This window comes from Paenibacillus xinjiangensis, from assembly GCF_059686975.1.
Genome location: NZ_JCAALS010000004.1, coordinates 29,956 through 53,229, shown reverse-complemented (window position 1 = coordinate 53,229; position 23,274 = coordinate 29,956). Strand labels below are relative to the sequence as shown.

The following is a 23,274-nucleotide window of genomic DNA, read 5'->3' as shown; positions in this document are numbered from 1 at the left end:
AGAACGATGAGCGGGTATCATTAGGTAAAATAATGCTCGATAAGCAGGAGGCTAATGAAATGACACAACAATTGCGCATTGCAATGCTGCAAATGGATATAGATGTAGGGAAGCCAGAAGTCAATTTTGCGAAGCTCGCAGGCTTACTCGAGGAGGCTGCTGCTCAAGCCGTTAAGCCGGATGTTATTGTCTTCCCAGAGATGTGGAATACCGGCTATGCACTTACCGAAATTACGGAGCTTGCCGACCTTAATGGAGGGAAGACCAAAGCGTTCGTATCCGACTTTTGCCGCAAGCATGCCATTAACGTCATCGCTGGATCTATTGCAGAGAGCAAGGACAATGGCGAAGTGTACAATACGATCTATGCCTTCGACCGTGAGGGCAATGAGATTGGAGACTATTCCAAAATCCACTTGTTCCGCTTGATGGACGAGGAGAAGTATTTGGCAGCTGGAGACAAGGTCGGATCATTATCGCTTGAGGGTGCTGGAGCGGGTATGATGATCTGCTATGATATTCGGTTCCCAGAGCTTGCACGCAAGCTTGCGCTTAATGGCGCTAAGCTGCTGTTCGTTCCAGCAGAATGGCCGCATCCCCGTCTGCATCACTGGCGTACACTGCTTACCGCACGGGCCATTGAGAATCAAATGTTCGTCGTTGCCTGCAATCGTGTCGGTAGAAGCGGCGATACAGCCTTCTTCGGACATTCGATGGTTATTGATCCTTGGGGTGAAGTGATTGCCGAAGCAGGCGAAGAAGAAGCGATCATCTATGCCGACATTGATCTGTCGCTTGTTGATTCCGTCCGCTCCAAAATTCCCGTATTCGAGGATCGCAGACCATTACTCTATTAATAGTATCTACCTATAATGACTTATAGTCTTATTCATTGTTCGAATAAAAGCATCTGCCGCTTTGGATAAATACCGGCCTTTGCGGCTAGCGATAACAAGAGTACGAGACGGACTTGATGCAAGCGGCAGATAGACGGGGGCGAAATCGCTCCCTTTTTGCCGTGTCAGCATCTTGGGAACGAAGGCAATGCCCATTCCACCAGCTACAAGTGATTGAATCGTTTCCATATTGCTGCTCTCGAACACAATATTAGGCGTGAAGCCCGATTGCTGGCATAGCTCTACCGTAATTTGCCGGAAGCCTTGTCCTTTTTTCAGACCGATAAATGGCTCATTGATGAGTTCATTGACTTCAATTGCGTCGGTACGTTCGGCAAGGTGATGCTGAGCCGGCACTGCGAGCCAGATTTCCTCTTCCATTAAGGGCTCCCATGCCAAGGAAGTGTCTGCAAGAGGCAGTGAGAGAAGACTGAGATCAGTACCGCCGCTTGCAGTAAGCTGCTCTAGCCTGGATGAGGTATCTTCGACAAGCACGACTTCAATCTGAGGATATTGCGCACCGAATACCGGAAGGACCAATGGCAGAATATGCGAGCCTGTAATAGGGAGAGTACCGACTACTAGACGGCCGCGACGCATTTGAGCCATATCATCCATTTCCTGCTTCAGCTGTTCGACAGCATCTAGTATAGTCTGTGATTTGTCCACGAATACCTGACCAGCCTGCGTTAGCTCTACCGAGTTGGTCGTCCTTCGAAATAGGAGCACACCGAGCTCCTGCTCTAGCTTGGACAGCTGCTGGCTTAGCGAAGGCTGTGCGATATGAAGCTTCTCGGCTGCCCGTGAGAAGTTTTTCTCGATTGCTATTTGAATGACATATTGAAGCTGCCTTAGTTCCATATGGAATCGTCTCCTTAAATAGGCTAATACTAGCATTATAGTCGTTACCTATAAATATTATAGATATTATATCTTGGTTCAATCAAGAAAGAAATGCTATGCTAGGAGCATCTAATAAAGAACATAGCGATTTATTGAAACGATGGGGTGAATTTAATGACGAAAAGAACACTGTTTGAGAAGATCTGGGACAATCACGTCATTCATCAGGAAGAAGGCAAGCCGAGCGTAATCTATATCGACCTTCAACTGGTGCATGAGGTTACATCACCGCAAGCATTCGAAGGACTTCGCTTGTCCGGCCGTAAGGTGCGCCGTCCTGACTTGACATTCGCAACGATGGATCATAACGTACCAACGAAAGACCGTTTCAACATTAAAGATCCGATCTCGAAGCAGCAGATCGACACGCTGACACAGAACTGCAAAGATTTCGGCGTTAAGCTGTTCGACCTTGATAACATTGACCAAGGTGTCGTGCACGTTATGGGTCCAGAAATCGGTCTTACTCATCCGGGTAAAACGATCGTATGCGGCGACAGCCATACTTCGACGCATGGTGCATTCGGAGCTCTAGCATTCGGTATCGGTACTTCCGAGGTTGAGCATGTTATGGCTACGCAATGTCTGCAGCAGTCCAAAGCCAAAACAATGGAAGTTCGCTTCAAAGGCTCTCGTAAGCCAGGCGTGACAGCAAAGGACATGATCCTAGGCGTTATCGCGCAATACGGCACTGACTTCGCAACGGGCTATGTTATTGAATATACAGGCGAAGCGATTCGTACACTTACGATGGAAGAGCGTATGACAGTCTGCAACATGTCGATCGAAGGCGGCGCGCGCGCAGGCCTTATCGCACCAGACGAAACAACGTTCAACTATCTCAAAGGCCGTGAGTATTCACCTGCCAACTACGAGGCAGCTGTAGAAGAGTGGAAGCTTCTGACTACGGATGAAGGCGCAACGTACGACACGATCGTTGACTTCGACGTTGATTCCCTGATCCCGCAAGTTACTTGGGGAACTAGCCCAGGTATGGGTACAGACATTACTTCTTCTGTTCCTTATCCGGATCAATTGCCTACTGAGAACGAACGCAAAGCAGCTGAGAAAGCTCTTGAATATATGGATCTTAAGCCAGGTACTCCGATGACAGAAATCGAAATTGATTATGTCTTCATCGGATCATGTACGAATGGACGTATCGAAGACCTTCGCGCTGCTGCTGAAGTAGCAAGAGGCTACAAAGTAAGCGACCGTGTAACGGCAATTGTCGTACCTGGATCTGGACGCGTTAAGATTCAAGCGGAAAAAGAAGGCTTGGACAAAGTCTTCATCGAAGCTGGCTTCGAATGGCGTGAGGCAGGCTGCTCGATGTGCCTCGCAATGAACCCGGACGTACTTGAGCCAGGACAACGCTGTGCATCGACCTCCAACCGTAACTTCGAGGGTCGTCAAGGCCGCGGCGGACGTACGCACCTTGTATCTCCAGCAATGGCTGTAGCAGCTGCTGTCAAAGGCCGCTTCACAGATGTTCGTGACTGGGAAATCAAAACTGAAGTGTTGAACTAATTGAACGTGTGAGAGGGGTATTACCGATATGGAACCATTTAAACAGCTAACGGGCATCGTTGCTCCAGTAGACCGCGTCAATGTTGACACGGATGCTATTATTCCTAAGCAATTCCTGAAACGCATCGAGCGCAGCGGCTTTGGCCAATTCTTGTTCTTCGAATGGCGTTTCCACGAGAATGGTGAAGTGAACGAATCATTCGAACCGAACAAACCGCGTTATGAGAATGCTTCTGTTCTTATCTCGCGCGCTAACTTTGGCTGCGGATCTTCTCGTGAGCACGCGCCTTGGGCTATTCTGGACTATGGCTTCAAAGTCATCATCGCACCGTCTTATGCGGATATTTTCTATAACAACTGCTTCAAAAACAGCATTCTTCCTATCATCCTAAGTGAAGAACAAGTAGAGGATCTGTTCCAACGCACAGCGAAGCATGAAGGCTACAAGCTGTCTGTTGATCTGGAGAACAACCTTCTTACTGATGAGTACGGCCTCGAGATCGTGTTCAACATTGATGAGCACCGCCGTCAATTCCTGCTTCAAGGCTTGGATGACATCGGCTTGACGCTGCAGCATGAAGATAAAATTACGGCTTATGAGCAAAAACAAGCCGCTAAACTAGCGAAATAATTAGCGATCAAGAGGACGGTTCTTCCCATAGGAGGAAATCGTCCTCTTTTTTCCTATGTACGCAACTTTTCCTGTCATCATGCGTCTACTATTTGTCTGGTCAAGTCGAATAATGTATTCGATTGCGGGCAATTTCAGTCATCGAGGTGGAAAATGAAGAAGGTTGTACCCATTCTGTTGTTTATGTCGGTTCTGTTCTCTATGTTCGCTAATGTCGGACAAGCTGCTACTTCGTCACCGAAAATTTATTTGAACGGTGAGGAGCTTGTACCACTCGTTGCGCCCGAGATCGTAGGTAATGGTTATACGATCGTCCCAATTAGACTGATCTCCGAGAGTGTTGGTTATCAGGTTACATGGGCGGCCTCTACACAAACAGTCACAATACATAACGGTGATGACACTATCGTCCTTACGATTAACAAAGACATTGCAATCGTGAACAACGAGCAGGTGAAGCTGGATACACCTGCTGTAGTGAAGAAGGGAACAACGCTAGTTCCGCTCCGGTTTATTGGCGATCAGCTCGGAATGACCGTGAATTGGGACAGTAAGACGAAGTCTGTTCATCTGTTCAAGGACCCGGAGGATACAGATCCTGGTGAGGTGGGGACAGAAACACCTGGTACTGATCCAACTGCGCTTCTTACATCCATTCAGTATGATGAGCAGAATAGTGTTCTGATTACATATGAGGGTGTATTGAGTGCGAGTAAGCCGCAGGTACTCAGCAATCCGAAGAGACTCGTATTTGATTTCGTGAATGCGGGCTACTCCGATTCCTTCATACCGGCTATTGAAGCTGGTAAAAGTACAGGAACGATTGCAGTAGCCTCACATCCTACACTCACCCAGATCAGATATTCGTTATTTTCGGCCGATCCTTCAACCGCTCGAGTAGTGCTTGATTTATCAGCGGATTCGGATTATGAGATTGTAGAAGCAGCAGGACAGTTCCGCATTAACGTTACCAAGTCTACAGTTACAACGCCGCCGACAACGACACCTGGTGAAGGCAGCGGTGGATCAGAAACTAAGGTCTATACGATCGTGCTCGATGCAGGTCACGGAGCTAAGGACCCCGGTGCTCAGAGTATTATTGCAGGCAAATGGGAGAAGCAAACCAATCTTGCTGTAACGTTAAAAGTCAAAGCGCTACTTGATAAAGAGAAAAATATTAAACCGCTGCTCACTCGCAGTGATGATACTTTCTTAGAGTTATCCGAGCGAGTCAAAATTGCTAACAATGCAAAAGCGGACTTATTTATCTCCTTCCATGCAAACAGTACCACCAGCTCAACTGTAACAGGGACTGAAACCTATTACAGCCGTGCTAATAGCAAACAGTTCGCGACGGTCATTCATAAATATTTGCTCAAAGGTACAGGACTGAAGGATCGCGGCGTTAAGACAGCTAATTTTAGAGTGATTAAAGATACGACTATGCCGGCCATTTTGCTGGAAACCGGATTTTTATCGAATAAAGGAGATTCCGATATTTTGTTCAGCGACACAGCTCAGAACAAAATTGCAGCACAGATCGTTGCTGGCATTAAGGAGTACTTAAATCTTTCATAGAAAGCGGTGTTCCAAGCATATGAACAAACCATTGGTAGGTACAATTGCGGTATTGGCACTAACAGCTATATTGGCTGGCTGTGGAGGCGGAGACAAGCCGTCTGATGCGGCATCGGGTGGCGCAACGAATACACCAGCGCCAACTGCATCCCCGGCACCCGTAGAACAGAAGCAGCAGAAGGAAATTAATGTATATTACACGGACGTTGAACTGACTGATGTTGTAGGTCAAAAAGTGTCTGTGGAATACGATACGGATACAGAGCTGGTAGAGGCGACAATAGCGAGCCTTCAGCAGGATGGCGAGGACGGAGCGGTTTCTCTATGGAAGCCGATTCCGTTCAATAAGATTGCTCTTGAAGCGGGAGCGTTGACGCTGGATATCCACTTGCCTGATGAAGCAAGGCTTGGCGCACCAGGAGAAGAGCTTGCCATTCAATCTCTATTGAAGACGTTATTCGAGCTTGATGTTGTGCAATCTATTGATTTACTCGTTGATGGGGAAGCTGCTGAGAGCCTAATGGGCCACGTAGAGCTAGAGCATCCATATACGAGAACTGAACAGGAGGAGAACTAATTCATGAACTCGCAATCATCCCGCACTAAAATTATTGCAGGCGCGCTAGCCTTTTCCCTATTAGCAGGCAGTCCAGCGGTTCTTTCTCTAAGTAAAGAAGGGATTGCCTATGCTGCTGCTTCGCAAACGACGCCTTTCTCAGACGTAGTCGCCGGACATTGGGCTGAGAAGCACATTGCTAAGCTTGCCTTGCAAGGGATTGTGAATGGTTATACAGGAGGAACGTTCCGCCCGAATAACAACGTGACACAAGAAGAAGCGGTTGTGATGGCTCTGAGATTTGCAGGCCTCGCTGATGAAGCTAGGCTTGATGATATTATCGTATATCCCAATTCATTCAAAGTAGGCGCTTATTTCAAGCCTTATATCATGCTCGCTTTCGAAAAGGGATTGCTTGATCAGGATCTGGAATATGAGCTGGCTGCAGGTGATACCAAAACAGCATGGGGATCCCTTCCCGCATCAAGGGAATGGGTAACGAAGCTGCTAGTAAAGGCGATAGAGGAAGAAGATACAGCGAAAGCGATGGAGTCAAGTAGCTCGGCATTCGCTGATGCGGCTCAGGTTGATGCCAAATACAAAGGCTTCGTGAACGCTGCCGTATCCCTTGGACTTGTCAAAGGGGTTACCACGACTAAATTTGATCCGAAGGCTGCGGTTAACCGTGCGAGTCTTGCGACCTTGTTCAGCCGTGCGGAGAATCTATACCCTGTTGAATATGAGGGTCAGACGAATGGGATTATTACGAGCATCAGTAGTTCATCCATAAGTATCTACAGCAATAAAGTGGATGCTGCTTATGAGATTGGGGCAGATACACTGTTCTATACCTCTGACAAAGAAACACCAATCACTCTTAATCAGCTATCGCTGTATACAGATGTAACGATTATCGGCAAGGACGGAAAAGCGCTGTACATTGAAGCCATCGGCACAACGCCATACGTCAAATCCGTTTCAGCTAAAATGGACAGAATCAGCACAACAACGGACAAGTATTTCTATGCTTGGGTGAATGATGAGCCTGTCAAAATGGTGTATGACAATAATCTCGTTGTGAAGGATACAGCAGGCAATACAATTAAGCTGAGCGATATCAAACGCGACACGGCACTGACGGTAAAACAGGATACGTTCCGTGACACGCCGCGAGTAGTCGAGATTGTAGCTGCTCAGACAACAGGCGCTGGTACAGTGACGGGTCATTTCTATTCCGCTGACAGCACTCTCATCACGTATACGACTGAGGATGGAAGCTTGGAATCCAAATTCCTCGCGGCTGAACCGACGATTATCGTAGAGGGTGTAGCGGAGCCAACCGTTGCAGATCTGCTTCGTAATGTAGATGAAGTCAAGCTGACGCTTAACGATCAGCAGCAGGTAACGAAGATTGAAGTTGTGAACCGTAATGTTCAAATACTGAACGGCTCCCAAATCGTGAATTACAACAAAGAGAACAAGCTTCTGACTATTGTCGATTCATCAGGCACGACACCTTATGTTCTATACCTGAACAACATGACCAAAATCAATTATAACGGTTCGGATATTACGATTGACAAGGCTGCAAGCTATTTGACGGCTGGCCGCAAAATTACGCTTTCTTACACAGGCAGCTCGGTTGTGTCACTGGAGTTTATCTATAAACAGACAGGCACGCTTGTCTCGGTTAATACGTCCAGCAATACGATTACCTTGAAGCTGGCGAATGGCTCGACCGTGAACGTTCCCTACAGCTCACCAACCATTCAAATTCCAGGCATTAATTTCCCTGTTCTGAAAGACTTGCAGGCAGGGGACACGGTTACAGCTTTATTGGACGGTTCACAGGATAAAGCTTCGACGATACAAGTTCACAAAACGATTCAATACGAGATTGTGTCTGTGAATGCGGCTAATAAGCGAGTAACCGTTAAGAATGCTGCACAGGTTCAACAGGAGCTGCTGCTCTCAGGCATTACAATGACTAATGAAGCGGGTACGGAGGTCACGCTTGCATCTCTGACACCTGGCATGATACTGAATGTTCCTTACATCGGCAACACCATTCTGTCTGCCAAAACCATTGCTCTGTCCTATGGCACAATAAGTGCAGTATCCAGCGATAGCGTGACGTATAAGACACAAGCTGGCGCTGTACAGACGCTCTCTCTTGCCGCTGGGGTCAAGGTCATTAAAGGGACACAGACGGGTACGTCGTCCTCTCTGCTAGCCGTTGGAGACCTTGTTGAGGTGTATAAGGACGAGAAGGAAATTCCTGTTGTTACCGTTGCTGTAGGAGAGAAGAGAACGTTCTGGCAATATACAGCTGCTGACGGCCTATTATGGACATTGAAGTCTTCTTCTAATGACAATAGCAATTATTATACGATTTCGGATGAAACGAAGCTGTCTTACAAGGGCAGCTCGATTAAGCTCGATACGATCAAAGAAGGCGATACACTGCTCATTTATGCTTTTAGACATCAGGCTTTTGAAGTCATAAAGCAGTAAATTCGTAATGTTGTGTGAAAAAACTGCCCATTTGGGCAGTTTTTTATTTATTTACAAGTTATAATGGTTGCGTAGCGAGACAAATTTCGCTAAACTTTGAACGATAGTGTATGGAATAGGTGATGCTTGAAAAGCCGGATATGCTTAAAGAGCAGAACCTTTGGGAGAGAGGACGATGAATGCGAAACAGAAGATGCGCCATATATTGGATACGTTAGCTGAGATGTTTCCTGATGCCTACTGCGAGCTGAATCACAGCAATCCATTCGAGCTGACGATTGCCGTACTGCTGTCTGCCCAATGCACGGATGAAACGGTCAATAAAGTAACGGTATCCTTGTTCGAGAAGTATAAGGGACCGGAAGATTATTTGGCTGTTCCTGTGGAAGAGCTGGAGCAGGATATTAGACGAATTGGACTGTTCCGCAGTAAAGCATCCAACATTCAGAAGCTATGTCGCATCATCATCGATAAATATGATGGGGAGATTCCGTCTAAGCATGAGCAGCTGGTTGAGCTGCCTGGGGTAGGTCGCAAGACAGCCAATGTAGTCGTCTCTAACGCATTTGGCGTACCTGCAATTGCCGTAGATACACATGTGGATCGTGTATCGAAGCGTCTAGGCGCAGCGAAGCCTGATGACTCCGTGCTTGAAGTAGAGAAGAAGCTGATGAAGCTTGTGCCTCGCGAAGAATGGACGTTAACCCATCACCGGCTCATTTTTTTCGGCCGCTATCATTGCAAGGCGCAAAACCCGCAGTGCCCCATATGTCCTTTGTTGGATATATGCAAAGAAGGTCAACGACGTATGAAGCCGGGCAAAAATACGAAAACTAAAAATATGGCAACGAAACCGAAAATAGCCAATGAAGGATGAGATGACTATGAAATGTATTTCCGTGTATACTAGCAGCTTTGAACAATTTTCCGATATTTATGAGCAGGTTCTTGAATCCCCTCCACAAGAGCATGAAGACATTCTAGTAGAAGGCATCACAGTGAGCGGCTCGGGCGATGTGCCTGACCAATACATTGAACGTATGCGTCAGAAGCCGGAAGTCGTTGTTATGAAGGAGAAAGAGCGCAACATTATGATTCTACAGCACGGCAACGTGTTCGAGATTTGTCTGCCGTCAGAAGAGGAAGCTGTATAGGATATGGTTGAAACAACAGTACGAAGCATGACGGATGCACTGGCTGAATCGGCGGCAGCAATGGCTGCCGCTGGCGATACGCTGCATGCGAAGCAAGTATTGGAGTTGGACAGTAAGCTGACCGAAGGTCGGCTTACTGTTGCTTTCTGCGGACATTTCTCCGCTGGGAAGTCAACGCTTATCAATCGGCTTTGCGGAGCGGAGCTGCTGCCTTCAAGTCCGATACCGACCAGCGCTAATGTGGTATCGATTCGTGGAGGAGAAAAGGCGAGTGCAAGCATAGTAAGAGAGAGTGACGGTCATAACGTTACGGTGGACGTACCGCTCGAAGAGCTGGATGCTTACTGTAAAGATGGCGAACAGATTGCCTCTGTAGCGATCTCGTATCCGACAGAGAGATTAGGCAACCATACGGTTCTGCTAGATACGCCGGGTATTGATTCAACAGATGATGCACACCGGATGGCAACAGAGTCTGCCTTACATTTAGCTGATGTAGTGTTCTATGTGATGGATTATAATCATGTCCAATCCGAGATTAACTTCGCCTTCGCGAAGCAGTTGAAGGACTGGGGCAAGCCCTTATACTTTATCGTTAATCAGATTGATAAGCATCGTGACAGAGAGCTGTCGTTCGAGCAGTATCGTACAAGCGTGGAGGAAGCGTTCCAAGCATGGCATCTAGAGCCTGCGGGGATCGTTTATTTGTCTTTACGTCAGCCTGATCACCCGCATCAGGAATGGGAGCAGCTGGAGCAGCTTCTTGTGAAGCTTGCTGAGCTGCATGAGCCGCTGGCAGCATACAGTGTGGATGCGTCGCTGCGACATTTGCTTGCGGAGCATGGGAAGTGGTGCGAGACGCGAGATGAGCCGGAGAAAGAGCGGCTTATCTTGGAGGCTGGCGGTGAGGACGAAGCAGTACGTGTAACAGGCGAGATGGCTCGTCTGAAGAAGGAAGCAGAGAGGCTGTCAGCTGGGCCTGAAGAGCTGAGGCTGAAGCTTCGGGTTCAACTGCAAGCCCTGATCGACAATGCGATTATTACGCCTGCTCCTATTCGGGATAAGGCACATGAGTTTTTGGAGAGCCGCAGGCCTGGCTTCAAGATGGGCCTGCTGTTCGCCGGTGCGAAGACAGCAGCAGAGCAGGAACGCCGTTTAGAAGCGTTCCGGACTGATTTCGCGGGGCAAGTCAGCGCAGCCATCGATTGGCATGTGAAGGACGCGCTGCGCCGTGCAGCGGAGGAGGCCGGTTATTCGGCCGAGACGCTGGAGGAGAAGCTGGCGCAGTCCCTGTCTTGGCAGCCCGAGGCGGCATGGCTCGGGGATAAGGTCAATACCGGAGCCGTGTTCGGCAACGAGTATACGATGGTCTATACCCGCGAGCTTGCCGCGGAGGTGAAGGGGTTGTATCGCAAGCGCGCATACGAGATCGTAGACGCGCTTGTGGAGCATGCCGCTGCTGCTAGCAAAGCTGCAGCAGCGGAGGTTATGGGGCAGCTGGCGGCGCTTAGCGCGCAGGCTGGTGCTCTTGCGCAGCTGGCGGCGCTGGCGGAGCGCGCTGCCGCTGCAGCGGCGCGGCTAGCCGCCGCGCTGCCGCCAGCTGCGCCGCGGCCGGCGCTGCCGGCGCCGCGCGCCAGCGCTGGCGCAGCTGCGCCAGCGGCTGCGCCGCAAGCGGCCGGCGTGCCGCACGGCCGCGCAGCCGCTGCGGCGCGCACAGCCGCGCCGCAAGCGAGCACAGCGCTCGCGGGCGGAGCCGCGCTTGCGCAGCAGCATGGCGCCGCGAAGCGGCTTGAGCGCGCAGCAAGCCTGCTTGCGCCGCATGCATCGCTAGCCTCATCGGCCGAGGCGATGCAAGACAAAGCGAACCGGCTGAAGGACAGCCGGTTCACGATCGCGCTGTTCGGAGCGTTCAGCGCGGGCAAATCCTCGCTCGCCAATGCCCTGATCGGCGAGCCTGTGCTTCCGGTGTCGCCGAATCCGACGACCGCCGCGATCAACCGTCTTGTTCCGCCATCGGCAGAACATCCGCATGGTACGGCACTCGTCGTGATGAAGTCACGCGATGCCGTTCTAGAGGATTTGCGCTACTCGCTTGCTCTGCTTGGCGAGGACGCTTCTGAAGCTGCCGTGCCGGATGCAGCAGCGCTTATGCGCCTTATTGATCGCTTGTCTCCAGATGCGATACATGCCGGAGGCAGACCTCACTATAGCTTCCTCCGCGCCGCACGTGCAGGCTGGGAGACGCATGAGTCGCTGCTCGGCACACAGATCTCTGTAGCTCAGTCGGAGTATGAGCAGTATGTAGCACAGGAATCACGCTCCTGCTTCGTAAGTGAGATCGAGCTCCACTACGATTGTCCGCTGACAAGGCAGGGAATCGTACTCGTCGATACGCCGGGAGCAGATTCAGTCAATGCCCGTCATACTGGCGTTGCCTTCAATTATATTAAGAACGCAGATGCGGTCTTGTTCGTCACCTATTACAATCACGCCTTCTCACAGGCGGACCGGCAGTTCCTCATGCAGCTGGGCCGTGTGAAGGATCAATTCGAGCTCGATAAAATGTTCTTCCTAGTCAATGCGGCAGACTTGGCTGCTGATCAGGAGGAGCTGACTGGCGTATTGAAGCATGTTCAGCATAATCTGCTGCAGCATGGCATCCGCTTCCCGCGGCTCTATCCGGTGTCCAGTCTGCAAGCCATTGACGCGAAGCTGGAGGGCGACCAGAAACTATTGGAGCAGTCTGGACTTGCGGCATTCGAGCAGTCCTTCCTTAGCTTCGTGCAGAATGATCTTGGCAAGCTAGCTGTAGAGTCAGCCGAGCAGGAGATTACAAGGGCGATTACAACTGTGGGCGGTTGGCTGAGCAGGGCTGCAGGCGATGCAGCTTCCAGACTTGCTGAACGCGAGCAGCTGAGCCAACTCCGCCTGGAGGGTGAGGCACTGCTTGCCGCGTTCCAGACGAGCGAGGCTCCGGCACAACAGGCGCAAGAGCTGAATGAGCTGCTCTACTACGTCGTTCAACGGATTCAGCTGAGATTCGGAGAGTTCTATAATTATGCATTCAACCCGTCCTCACTGCAGGATGATGGGCGAGATTTGCGCAAAATGGTATGGACCTCATGGCTCGAGCTTCAACGCCTTGTCCAAACCGAGCTGTCGCAGGAGCTCCAAGCAACGACGCTGCGGATGGAGCGAGTATTGAATGGCCTGCTTGGCAAGCAGTACAGCTTGCTGCAGGAGCAGCTTGAGGCTCTATTAGTCGGCTATAGCGGCATTCCATTCTCAGCAGCAGAGCTTGCGACATTGGAAGCAGCAGGTGATTGGCAGGCAGCTGAGGTAGATGTCAAATGGCTGTGGAGCCGCTTCAAATCTCCTAGGCAGTTCTTTGAAGGGGAGGGCAAGGCTGATCTTCGCAAAGAGCTGGAGACACTCATTGCACCTTCGCTTCAGACGTGGATGCAGCGCTATATGGATAAATGGTCAATCCAGTATGGAGAAATGTGGGGAGAAAGTGCTCAATCGGCAGGAGCAGCCCTTCTTCTTGACATGCAGGGGTACATCCAAGGCGTGCAAAGCTCCTTGGCCGACGATGCGGATATGGGGGCGCTCAAGCAGCTTCATGAACAGCTGATTCATCTCGAGTCGTCAACAATTGCATAGATATCAATCGAAATTATAGCTAGATGCTCTCAGAGGCCCATAAATACTTCTGAGAGCTTTTTTATTTTTTAGTGTGTTTATGTGCAAAAATGGAGGAATAGGTATAACTAGGGGATGATTTAGGACTATTTGGGAGCATACCCCCTTAATGTTTTCCAATTCGCCATATTCGGCTGTTTCATTCAATTATTCGGAAATTTCTACTGTTTGCTCCTCTGTAGGGATGCTGATAATATTCACTCATACTTATAAAAAATAGAACAGGGAGATGGATTTACTTGGACGTTTTTAAGCAATTAAAACGTTTTTATTGGAATGATTGGAAGTTTCTCGTAACCTCCATCGTCGCCCTCATGTGCGTGACGGCACTCGGGCTTGTCTATCCGAACTTGCTGCGGATTCTAATTGATGATGTCATTGGGCCGAAGGATTTCGACAGAGTGCCTGCGCTGGCGCTGACCGTAGTTGGAGTCATTTCATTAAAAGCCCTCATGCAGTTTATTCACGGCTTTCTGGGAGGAAGGTTAGGTAACCGGGTTGCAAAGAATCTTCGCAATGCTTCATACGACAAGCTACAAACGCTTTCTTTTCAATATTATGACAGGGCTAAGACTGGCGATCTCATGTCCCGCCTTACAGCTGACCTGGAAGCCATCCGTCAATTCATCGGCTTCGGGTTTGCACAGATCCTGAACGTTGTCCTGATGATTGTTTTCGGCGGCATCATGATGATGACTATTCATTGGCAATTAACGTTGATTACGCTCGTCACCATTCCATTCTTAGCGCTAACAGCTTTACGATTCGAGAAGACGATTCATCCTGCATTTCGTGAGATGCGCCAAGCGATGAGTAATTTAACGACTGCCGTTCAAGAGAATATAACAGGTGTAAGAACGGTCAAATCCTATGCGCGTGAGCCTCATGAGGTGACTAAATTCTCGGTGCGCAATGAGGCTTATCAGAAAAACCAAGTAGGAGCAGCCTCGATATGGGCAAAATTTTTCCCAATCATGGAGCTGTTCGCGAATTTAAGTCCAGTCATTCTGCTCGTGGCTGGGGGAACGCTCGTTATTAACGGATCCTTGAAGCTTGGGGAATTAGTCGCATTCTTCAGCTTGATCTGGTACATTATCGGCCCGATGTGGGGAATTGGGTTCCACATTAATAACTATACTCAGTTCAAAGCATCTGGGGAACGGGTTCTAGGACTTTTGAACGAGCATGTGCATGTCAAAAACATCGAGCAGGCTATTGTCCTTGATGACAGCACAGTAAAAGGACATGTGAAGTTTAATAGCGTTACCTTCCATTATCCAGACAAAGCGCCTGCACTTACTGATGTGAGCTTTGATGTGCCTGCTGGTAACGTAATCGGTCTGCTTGGGTCTACAGGCTCAGGGAAGTCGACGATTATCCAGCTTCTCATGCATGCTTACAATGTGAAGAAAGGGACCATTACTCTTGATGGCATAGATATCAATAACCTAGATATTGAGAGCCTTCGCAGTCAAATCGCACCTGTCTTCCAAGAGACCTTCCTGTTCTCGGCAACGATTCGCGCTAACATTGCTTATGGTGTGCGGGAAGTAACGAACGAGCAGATTGAATACGCTGCCAAGCTTGCCAAAGCGCATGATTTCATTATGGAGTTGCCGCTTGGGTATGACACGATCGTCGGGGAACGGGGATTAGGTCTGTCCGGCGGACAGAAGCAGCGGATTGCGATCGCTCGCGCACTTATTAAGAACCCGCGTATTCTCATCCTAGATGATGCGACGAGCGCTGTTGATATGGAGACAGAGCATGAAATCCAAGCCGGCTTCAAGGAGCTTATGGCGGGACGCACGACATTCATTATCGCCCATCGGATATCTTCCTTGCGGCATGCTGATGAGATAATCGTACTGGACAAAGGCCATGTGGTGCAGCGCGGTACGCATAACGAGCTGGTGAAGCAAGCCGGACCGTACCGGGAAACTTACACGATTCAATATGCGGATCATCCGCTTGAAGAGATGGAAGCGGAGACGACGCAGCGGAAAAGGAGTATTGTCCAATGAGTACCAGCTCGAGCTCTAATAAGAGCAGTAAAAAGAATATAAACGACAAGAAAGAACGATTCGTCTATCAGGATGATGAGCTGATCGAGAAATCCTTTAACTGGTCGCAGCTCAGCCGCTTGTTTAATTACATGAAACCGTACACCAAGCAGCTTATACCAGTCATTTTCATGATGGTCATCGGAACGCTGACTCGTCTAGGTGTGCCTGCACTTATTATACTGGCTATTGATGAGGCGATTCAGCCTGAGTCCGGTGAGGCTAGTCTTACTAAGCTCTATTGGTATGCCTCTATTATGGTTGTTCTCTATGTTATTCAATGGGCATCCAACACGTACCGGATTAAGTATACGAATATTATCGGTCAGAAGGTTATCTATGATCTTAGGACGCACTTATTCCAGCATATTCAGAAGCTGTCATTCCGGTTTTATGATAAACGTCCAGCCGGCTCAGTACTTGTACGCGTCACGAATGACGTGAATGCGCTGCAGGATCTGTTCACGAACGGTGTTGTGAACTTGCTGATGGACTGCATTCAGCTGGTAGGTATCGTCGTGATTCTGCTTAGCTGGAACTTCAAGCTGGGGCTTGCAGTGATGATTACGGTTCCGCTTATGTTCATTGTGTCGACTTCACTGCGCAAGCGTATCCGCTTCGCATGGCAGGATGTACGGATGAAGCAATCACGAATCAACGCGCATCTTAATGAAAGTATTCAAGGGATGAAGGTAACGCAAGCTTATGTTCAGGAAAAAGACAATATGCGCTTCTTCGACCATATGAATAAAGTCAACATTTTGGCATGGAACAAAGCATCTGCCCTCAACCAGTTATTTGGTCCAGTTATTGAGGTTACAGCTGCGATCGGTACCTTGATCCTGTTCTGGTACGGCTCTCATCTGATTCAGCAGGGTGCTATTACGGTTGGTCTTCTCGTCGGCTTCGCGAATTATATCGGTAACTTCTGGGACCCTATCAACAGACTTGGCCAGATGTACTCCCAGCTTCTAATCGCGATGGCATCCTCAGAGAGGATCTTCGAATTCATCGATGAGGAGCCGTCAGTAGGAGAGCTGACCACAGCCAAACCGCTGGCTTCTATACGCGGAGATGTGAAATTCGACAACATTGTATTCGAATATGAGAAGGGCCGTCCTGCACTCAAAGGCATTAGTCTTGATGTGAAGGCGGGTCAATCCATTGCGCTTGTCGGCCATACGGGTTCAGGCAAAAGTACAATCATTAACCTGCTATGCCGCTTCTATGATCCGGTAGAGGGTCGCGTATTGATTGACGGACAAGATATACGGGATACAACGATAGAAAGCTTGCGTTCGCAGGTCGGAATCGTACTGCAGGACACGTTTATTTTTGCAGGTACGATACGTGATAATATTCGCTATGGCAGGCTTGATGCTACAGATGCGGATATTGTGGAGGCAGCTAAGGCCGTTCATGCTCATGATTTTATTATGAATTTGCCTGATGGCTATGATACGGAGGTTGAGGAACGAGGCAATATGCTCTCGATGGGCCAGCGGCAGCTGTTGTCCTTTGCCCGTGCTTTGCTCGCTAATCCTCGTGTACTCATTCTGGATGAAGCGACAGCGAGCATCGATACGGAGACCGAGCTGCGCATTCAGGAAGCGCTCAAGACGCTGCTTGCTGGACGCACATCCTTCATGATTGCTCACCGACTGTCTACCATTCGCAACGCCGACGAAATTGTCGTTCTTGATCATGGACGAATTGTAGAGCAGGGTAATCACGAAGCTCTAATTGCCAAAGGCGGTATCTATAACGGATTAATTGAAGCGCAATATCGATTCTTGTCCGCATAGTCTTGATTTTTAATGAAGGAACCTCCACAATGGAAGAAAAACATACCCGTTAACTGTGTATTGAGAGGTTCATGCACAGCTAACGGGTACACTTCCGGGAGGTTCTTTGTCGTTATGTATGGATCACCATTGTCATCGCAAGCTCGCAAGTTGTTATTGCTTGGTTCAGGAGAGCTCGGAAAAGAGGTCGTTCTAGAGGCACAGCGTCTAGGAGTGGAGACGATTGCTGTAGATCGCTATGCGAATGCACCTGCGATGCAGGTCGCTCACCGCTTTTATGTAACGGATATGCTCGATGGAGCCGCAATCAGACGTATTATTGAAGAGGAGCGTCCTGATTTTATCGTGCCTGAGATTGAAGCGATAGCTACAGAGGCACTGATCGAGCTAGAGCAGGAGGGCTTCAATGTTATTCCAACTGCTCGTGCAGCAAGACTGACAATGGACCGCGAAGGCATCCGCAGACTGGCAGCTGAGACGCTTGGTTTGCCAACGGCACCTTATCGATTCGCTGATTCTTTGGACGAGCTTAAGCAGGCTGCGCGGGAGCTTGGTTATCCATGTGTGATCAAGCCAATTATGAGCTCGTCTGGCAAAGGGCAGAGTGTATGCCGCTCCGAGGAGGATATCGATGGCTGCTGGAATTACGCGATGGAAGGCGGCCGCGCTAAGAAACAACGTATCATTGTAGAAGGCTTTGTTACATTCGAATCCGAAATTACGCTGCTGACTATACGCTCTGTGTCGGGCACCAGCTTCTGTGCTCCAATTGGCCATGTACAGAAGGATGGGGATTATATCGAATCTTGGCAGCCGCATGGCATGACACCAGCGCAAGTGGAACAGGCAGAAGCAATTGCTCTGCAAATAACCGAGGAGCTCGGTGGCTATGGTCTGTATGGGGTAGAGCTGTTTATTACGCAGGACGGCGTTCTGTTCAGTGAGGTCTCACCGCGTCCACATGATACTGGCATGGTGACGATGGCGACTCAAGATTTATCCGAATTCGCGCTTCATGTTCGTGCGATTCTTGGCTTCCCTATTCCAACCATTCGACTGTTGTCGCCTGGTGCATCCCATACGCTGAAAGCGGATCGTGAGCATACTTCCTTCCGAATTGGCGGAGTTGAGGCCGCACTGGCGCTGCCTAACACTCAGGTTCGCGTATTCGGCAAGCCGGAGACGAAGGTAGGACGCCGGATGGCAGTTGCTTTAAGTACTGCGCCAGACGTCGAACAGGCGCGCGAGATCGCACGTCAAGCAGCAGAAAGCTTATTTATCGAGTACAGCGAATAGTAAATAGAGTGCATAGGAAGGCTCAATTGCCGGACTGTGCACTTTTTTTAAATGTAGCAGTAGCAACCCATTAACTACATAGCTACCTTAGAAGCAGAATGTCAAGCACCAAGCCCACTAATAAGCACCAAGATGCCCATAGAAGCCAACTCAGCAGCTTGAATCCCAAACTTCCTACTCCCGTGCGGGCATCTAAGCTCAAAAACGACCTTAGATGCCCGCACAGCAGCTGGAAACCCACCAACAAGCACGAAAACGACCTTAGATAGCCCCAAACGAGCCACTATCCACCAGAAAAACTCAACTAAGCTCAAAAACGACCTTAGATGCCCGCCCAGGAGCTGGAAACCCACAAACAAGCACGAAAACGACCTTAGATAGCCCCAAACCAGCCACGATCCACCAGAAAAGCTGAAGTAAGCTCAAAAACGACCTTAGATGCCCGCACAGCAGCTGAAAACCCACCAGCAAGCACGAAAACGACCTTAGATAGCACCAAACTACACATTATCCACCAGAAAAGCTCAACTAAGCTCAAAAAAGACCTTAGCTGCCCGCACAGCAGCTGAAAACCCACCAGCAAGCACGAAAACGACCTTAGATAGCCCCAAACTAGCCAATATCCACCAGAAAAGCTCACCTAAGCTCAAAAAAGACCTTAGATGCCCGCTCAGGAGATCTCAACCGCACCAAAGCATTCAAACAGTGGGCTGAAGTACAATCCAACTTTCTGTAACCATTCCTCCGATCAGCACAAACAAAGCAACCATCCCCCAGTATTTCACCTAGGAACGGCCGCTTCATTACCGTTATTTTGTTTTACGCCAGAATACGCCTGTTATATCAATCGTGAGAATGGGTTCTGTAATGTTGTGCATCGCACGATAATCGTGAACCGCTGCAGCACAATAGCCAATGGAGTAATCATCGATAATGATAAAGCCGCCGATTGCTATTTTCGGATATAAGCTAGTTAAGCTGTCCATTGTGGAGGAGTACATAGCACCATCCAGTCTCGCTATCGCGATCTGCTTAATGGGAGCACTCGGCAGCGTGTCTTTGAACCATCCCTTCAGGAAGGTAACCTGATCATCCAGCAGATCGTATTTGGCGAAGTTATTCTTCACCTCGGGCAGTGAAACGCGCAGGAAGTCTTGGGTATGAAATGTAGAGGTTTGATCAATTGGATATTTGGGATCAGGCTCTGGTAGTCCTTGGAAGGAGTCTGCCACATACACTTTACGATCGGTTACACCGCTTGCCTTGAGAAAGCCACGCATGAAAATACAGGAGCCGCCTCGCCAAACCCCCGTTTCGATGAAATCTCCGGGAATGTTCTCTCGCAGTACGGTTTCCATAGCTAGATGCAGCTGGTTCATCCGAATTCTTCCAATCATGCTATGAGCGATTTGTGGCCAGTCAAGGCCCTGCCTGCGGTTCTCGACCGTCGCTCCAGGCTCATGCTCAAGCCAAATTTCGAATAAAATTGTTTTTTTGAGAAGCTCCAAATATAGCTCTTTGTTATGATCATAGGCCATCTCCATACGTCCTCTCGCAATCACTTATTATCATTAAAAGTAATATATTAGCAATTGCCCGAGGTGGTGTGTGCATGCATCCGGCATGCTGAACCCATTATTTTATAAAGCAGGCTTACAATTCCGATTTTACGGAAAAACTTAAGTTTACGGCGGCAGTTATCTGCTCATGAATCTATAGGAAAGGATTGTCGGGGATGTCATCAAATCGCTTATGGTCCATTCTTGGCTTGTGTTCACTTCTGGCTACTGTCATTCTCATAACCGGCTTCGGGTTAGCTACGAGGGATTTGTTATTCCCTCCAGCCTCTGTAGAAGAGCAGCCAGCTCCTCAGCCCAGCCCAGAGACAAGCACGATAGACAGTGCAAGTGAGATTCGTATTGTAGCTATTGGAGATTCTTTGACAAAAGGAACAGGCGATCCCACTGGTGAAGGGTATATACGGCAGGTAGTTAGCAGTCTCGAAGCGGTCCAGAACAAGCCTGTTACGCTACTCAATAATCTAGCGATCAATGGGCAGCGTGCTGATCAGCTTGCGGATAAACTGAAGTCAGAGCAGGGATTGCAGCAAGCACTCAAGCAAGCGAATTTAATCATACTGACGATAGGCGGCAATGATCTCTTTCAATTTGCGCTCAATAGCCGTACACCAGGTGAGCCAGGGATTCGGATGTCCGAACTTGTTGATGATCTGGCGACTGGTTTGCAGCGTCTTGATGATGTGTTCGCTGAGCTGAACCGAATCAATCCGACAGCACAGGTCGTGTACATCGGGCTATATAATCCTTTCTTTGATTTGGAGGATCTAAAAGACGGCAGTCTAGAAGTACAGGAGTGGAATAAGCAGGCTTATACAATGCTGCATGCCTATCCATCTATGCTAATGGTACCAACCTTTGATCTATTCGAGAACAAAATTGGGCAATATTTGTCCTCGGATCATTTTCACCCGAATCATGAAGGCTATCAGGCTATTGCGGCGAGAATTATTCAATCTCTGTAAGTCAAGGAGGTGAAAGGACGATGACCACGGTCTTGTCTGTCGATCAATTGAACAAAACGATAAAAGGCGTACCCATCATTCATAATATAAGCTTTGAGGTGCGAGCTGGCGAAATATTCGGCTTCCTCGGTCCGAACGGCTCCGGGAAAACAACGACAATTCGAATGCTCGTTGATCTGATTAAGCCCACCTCAGGCAAAATTATGGTATGCGGTTATGATGTCCAGCGCAGCCCCGAGCAGGCATTGCGACATATTGGCTGTATCGTTGAGAATCCTGAGGTATATGCATACTTATCGGGATGGGAGAACCTCGAATATTTTGCAAGAATGCTGGATGGAATAGATGAGGCTCGCATACGCGAGGTTGTAGATATCGTGCGCCTGACAGAGCGTATTCACGATAAAGTTCGCAATTATTCGCTGGGTATGAGGCAGAGACTTGGTATTGCTCAAGCTCTGCTGGGACGTCCAAAGCTGCTCATATTGGATGAGCCGACGAATGGACTCGATCCCAAGGGAATTAAGGAGCTTAGAGCGTTTGTTCGAATGCTGGCAAGTGAAGGACTTAGCCTGTTCATATCCAGTCATTTACTCAGTGAAATCCAGCTCATGTGTGATCGGGTAGCCATTATAAGTCAAGGAAGGCTGTTAGCTGTAGGAGAGGTAGATGAATTGGTCAAGCAGGCAGGCTCATATGTCTTATGGCAGTTGGACAAACCCGAGGAGGGCAGGCTGCTGCTGGAGAAGGAGGCTGAGCTGAGCTTAATTGGTGATGAGGAGCATCATATTGATGAGGGGCTGTTGGCTGGCATGCCAGGGGTAATTATTACGACAATGCCACAGAATAGAATTCCCGAGGTTATTAGCAAGCTTGCTGCACAAGGTATTGCTATTTATGATGTGCACAAGGTGGCGCCGACACTAGAAGAGCTGTTCCTGAACATGACGGAGGGAGAACGGATTGAGTAGGATATTGCCTTTAATTCAGAATGAGACGCTAAAAATATGGAAGAAAAAGCGTTTTTTGGTCATTATGCTCATTCTTCTTGTGCTCATACCGATATTTACTTATGCAGAGCTTAAGGTCGCTCAGAACAATGCGGAGAAGTTCAAAGATTGGCGCAATCAAGTACTCCAGCAAATGACTGATATGCAAAATACGCTGTCAAGTGATAGAATTCCAGAGGAATGGAAGCGATCGCGGCGTGTCATGGTACAGCAGCTGCAATATTATTTGGACCATGATATTAATCCAAGCGATCCGAACGGCGTAACCTTTACACGTGGCTTTATGGATAATTCGGTCACCTTGTTCATCCCACTGCTGGTGCTGGCAATTGGCTCAGATCTTGTATCGGGTGAGCGATCTACAGGGACGATCAAGATGCTGTTAACGAAGCCGGTGAAACGATGGAAGGTGCTGCTCAGCAAGCTGGTTGCCCTAACGCTGTATGTATCACTGACGATTATTGTTACGGAATTGCTGTGTTACCTCATATCCGGCTTGCTGTTTGGTTACGGTGGCTGGACCATGCCTGTATTCACAGGGTTCGTTCTTAATGGCTCGAATGTGGACAGCAGCTATGTACATGCCGTGCCGCAATGGCTATATATGCTGATGCAGGGTGGTCTTGTATGGGTAGCATCCATGACTGTAGCGATACTGGCGCTGATGATATCGGTGCTTATTCGGAGCACAGCAGCGAGTATTGTGACGATGATGGCAGCTGTAATTACAGGAACCATTCTGTCGAGTATGTCTTCCTCCTGGCACAGCGCCAAATATTTGTTTGCCGTTAACCTGAAGTTGACAGGCTATTTGGATGGTTCGCCACCTCCAATCGAAGGGATGTCATTTTTGTTTTCCCTTGCGGTGCTTGCGATTTGGGCTATTATTGGGCTTGTAATTTCCTTTGGTGTCTTTACTAAACAGGACATTTTGAATTAGAATAGCTTGAAGATGCGGAATCGTGAACGTTTTCGCCTAGATAAGAATGGATCATTCAGCTCCAAACCTGTTAAGTCTATTTCCTACAAGTAAGTCTGAATATTAAAATGAATGCTTAAAAAGCGATTTTGTTCCAAAATTTAAGCAAAAGCTT

Annotated in this window: 17 protein-coding genes; 15 read left to right on the top strand and 2 right to left on the bottom strand. The window is 48.7% G+C overall.

Going from position 1 to position 23,274, the window contains the following annotated elements; genetic code table 11:
* Positions 1 to 59: 59 nt before the first annotated feature.
* Complete coding sequence (locus AC6ESP_RS05440; protein ID WP_497095674.1) at positions 60 to 857, top strand: carbon-nitrogen family hydrolase; 798 nt, start codon at positions 60 to 62, stop codon at positions 855 to 857.
* Between the two features lie 6 nt (positions 858 to 863).
* Here the strand turns inward: AC6ESP_RS05440 and AC6ESP_RS05435 are convergent, their stop codons facing one another.
* Positions 864 to 1,757 carry a LysR family transcriptional regulator gene (locus tag AC6ESP_RS05435; protein WP_497095673.1) on the bottom strand — a complete coding sequence of 298 codons (894 nt, stop codon included), beginning with the start codon at positions 1,755 to 1,757 and terminating at the stop codon, positions 864 to 866.
* Positions 1,758 to 1,913: 156 nt separating this feature from the next.
* Here AC6ESP_RS05435 and leuC point away from each other — a divergent pair, with 156 nt between their 5' ends.
* From leuC to purT, 11 genes are all read left to right on the top strand, one after another.
* Positions 1,914 to 3,329 (top strand): 3-isopropylmalate dehydratase large subunit, encoded by a 1,416-nt coding sequence (leuC, locus tag AC6ESP_RS05430; protein WP_497095672.1) that lies wholly within the window; start codon positions 1,914 to 1,916, stop codon positions 3,327 to 3,329.
* Between the two features lie 28 nt (positions 3,330 to 3,357).
* Positions 3,358 to 3,960 (top strand): 3-isopropylmalate dehydratase small subunit, encoded by a 603-nt coding sequence (gene leuD / locus AC6ESP_RS05425; protein WP_497095671.1) that lies wholly within the window; start codon positions 3,358 to 3,360, stop codon positions 3,958 to 3,960.
* 153 nt (positions 3,961 to 4,113) lie between these two features.
* Complete coding sequence (locus AC6ESP_RS05420; RefSeq protein WP_497095670.1) at positions 4,114 to 5,538, top strand: N-acetylmuramoyl-L-alanine amidase family protein; 1,425 nt, start codon at positions 4,114 to 4,116, stop codon at positions 5,536 to 5,538.
* A gap of 19 nt (positions 5,539 to 5,557) precedes the next feature.
* A complete protein-coding gene (locus AC6ESP_RS05415) occupies positions 5,558 to 6,115 on the top strand; it encodes a GerMN domain-containing protein (RefSeq protein WP_497095669.1) in 558 nt (185 codons plus the stop codon).
* Between the two features lie 3 nt (positions 6,116 to 6,118).
* Positions 6,119 to 8,608, top strand: coding sequence for an S-layer homology domain-containing protein (locus tag AC6ESP_RS05410; protein ID WP_497095668.1), 2,490 nt, complete (start codon positions 6,119 to 6,121; stop codon positions 8,606 to 8,608).
* A gap of 175 nt (positions 8,609 to 8,783) precedes the next feature.
* The gene (gene nth, locus AC6ESP_RS05405) at positions 8,784 to 9,485 is read left to right on the top strand and encodes an endonuclease III (RefSeq protein ID WP_497095667.1); all 702 of its coding nucleotides are present in this window, start codon (positions 8,784 to 8,786) and stop codon (positions 9,483 to 9,485) included.
* A gap of 7 nt (positions 9,486 to 9,492) precedes the next feature.
* On the top strand, positions 9,493 to 9,762 hold the full coding sequence (locus AC6ESP_RS05400; protein WP_497095876.1) for an NAD/NADP transhydrogenase alpha subunit: 270 nt from the start codon (positions 9,493 to 9,495) through the stop codon (positions 9,760 to 9,762).
* Between the two features lie 3 nt (positions 9,763 to 9,765).
* Positions 9,766 to 13,425: a dynamin family protein gene (locus AC6ESP_RS05395; protein ID WP_497095666.1), complete on the top strand. Its 3,660-nt coding sequence runs from the start codon at positions 9,766 to 9,768 to the stop codon at positions 13,423 to 13,425.
* Positions 13,426 to 13,703: 278 nt separating this feature from the next.
* Positions 13,704 to 15,488, top strand: coding sequence for an ABC transporter ATP-binding protein (locus AC6ESP_RS05390; protein WP_497095665.1), 1,785 nt, complete (start codon positions 13,704 to 13,706; stop codon positions 15,486 to 15,488).
* Positions 15,485 to 17,332, top strand: coding sequence for an ABC transporter ATP-binding protein (locus tag AC6ESP_RS05385; protein WP_497095664.1), 1,848 nt, complete (start codon positions 15,485 to 15,487; stop codon positions 17,330 to 17,332). The genes AC6ESP_RS05390 and AC6ESP_RS05385 overlap by 4 nt, the downstream gene beginning before the upstream one ends.
* Positions 17,333 to 17,446: 114 nt before the next feature.
* Positions 17,447 to 18,628, top strand: a complete 1,182-nt coding sequence (gene purT / locus AC6ESP_RS05380; RefSeq protein WP_497095663.1) for a formate-dependent phosphoribosylglycinamide formyltransferase — start codon at positions 17,447 to 17,449, stop codon at positions 18,626 to 18,628.
* An 809-nt stretch (positions 18,629 to 19,437) separates the two neighbouring features.
* Here purT and AC6ESP_RS05375 read toward each other — a convergent pair.
* Positions 19,438 to 20,166, bottom strand: a complete 729-nt coding sequence (locus AC6ESP_RS05375) for a TylF/MycF family methyltransferase (RefSeq protein ID WP_497095875.1) — start codon at positions 20,164 to 20,166, stop codon at positions 19,438 to 19,440.
* Between the two features lie 197 nt (positions 20,167 to 20,363).
* Between AC6ESP_RS05375 and AC6ESP_RS05370 the strand changes: the two genes are divergently transcribed.
* Genes AC6ESP_RS05370 through AC6ESP_RS05360 form a run of 3 tightly spaced genes read left to right on the top strand, consistent with a single transcriptional unit; the run spans position 20,364 to position 23,120 of the window.
* Entirely contained in the window at positions 20,364 to 21,170 is an 807-nt protein-coding gene (locus tag AC6ESP_RS05370) for a GDSL-type esterase/lipase family protein (RefSeq protein WP_497095662.1), read from the top strand.
* Between the two features lie 20 nt (positions 21,171 to 21,190).
* A complete protein-coding gene (locus AC6ESP_RS05365) occupies positions 21,191 to 22,141 on the top strand; it encodes an ABC transporter ATP-binding protein (protein WP_497095661.1) in 951 nt (316 codons plus the stop codon).
* Positions 22,134 to 23,120 carry an ABC transporter permease gene (locus tag AC6ESP_RS05360; RefSeq protein ID WP_497095660.1) on the top strand — a complete coding sequence of 329 codons (987 nt, stop codon included), beginning with the start codon at positions 22,134 to 22,136 and terminating at the stop codon, positions 23,118 to 23,120. The genes AC6ESP_RS05365 and AC6ESP_RS05360 overlap by 8 nt, the downstream gene beginning before the upstream one ends.
* Positions 23,121 to 23,274 lie beyond the last annotated feature (154 nt).

Coding starts and splice junctions, on each gene's coding strand:
- AC6ESP_RS05420 (WP_497095670.1), top strand. CDS start 4,114: ATGAAGAAGGTTGTACCCATTCTGTTGTTTATGTCGGTTCTGTTCTCT.
- AC6ESP_RS05410 (WP_497095668.1), top strand. CDS start 6,119: ATGAACTCGCAATCATCCCGCACTAAAATTATTGCAGGCGCGCTAGCC.
- leuC (WP_497095672.1), top strand. CDS start 1,914: ATGACGAAAAGAACACTGTTTGAGAAGATCTGGGACAATCACGTCATT.
- AC6ESP_RS05365 (WP_497095661.1), top strand. CDS start 21,191: ATGACCACGGTCTTGTCTGTCGATCAATTGAACAAAACGATAAAAGGC.
- AC6ESP_RS05370 (WP_497095662.1), top strand. CDS start 20,364: ATGTCATCAAATCGCTTATGGTCCATTCTTGGCTTGTGTTCACTTCTG.
- nth (WP_497095667.1), top strand. CDS start 8,784: ATGAATGCGAAACAGAAGATGCGCCATATATTGGATACGTTAGCTGAG.
- purT (WP_497095663.1), top strand. CDS start 17,447: ATGTATGGATCACCATTGTCATCGCAAGCTCGCAAGTTGTTATTGCTT.
- AC6ESP_RS05375 (WP_497095875.1), bottom strand. CDS start 20,166: ATGGCCTATGATCATAACAAAGAGCTATATTTGGAGCTTCTCAAAAAA.
- AC6ESP_RS05440 (WP_497095674.1), top strand. CDS start 60: ATGACACAACAATTGCGCATTGCAATGCTGCAAATGGATATAGATGTA.
- AC6ESP_RS05400 (WP_497095876.1), top strand. CDS start 9,493: ATGAAATGTATTTCCGTGTATACTAGCAGCTTTGAACAATTTTCCGAT.
- leuD (WP_497095671.1), top strand. CDS start 3,358: ATGGAACCATTTAAACAGCTAACGGGCATCGTTGCTCCAGTAGACCGC.
- AC6ESP_RS05395 (WP_497095666.1), top strand. CDS start 9,766: ATGGTTGAAACAACAGTACGAAGCATGACGGATGCACTGGCTGAATCG.
- AC6ESP_RS05385 (WP_497095664.1), top strand. CDS start 15,485: ATGAGTACCAGCTCGAGCTCTAATAAGAGCAGTAAAAAGAATATAAAC.
- AC6ESP_RS05435 (WP_497095673.1), bottom strand. CDS start 1,757: ATGGAACTAAGGCAGCTTCAATATGTCATTCAAATAGCAATCGAGAAA.
- AC6ESP_RS05415 (WP_497095669.1), top strand. CDS start 5,558: ATGAACAAACCATTGGTAGGTACAATTGCGGTATTGGCACTAACAGCT.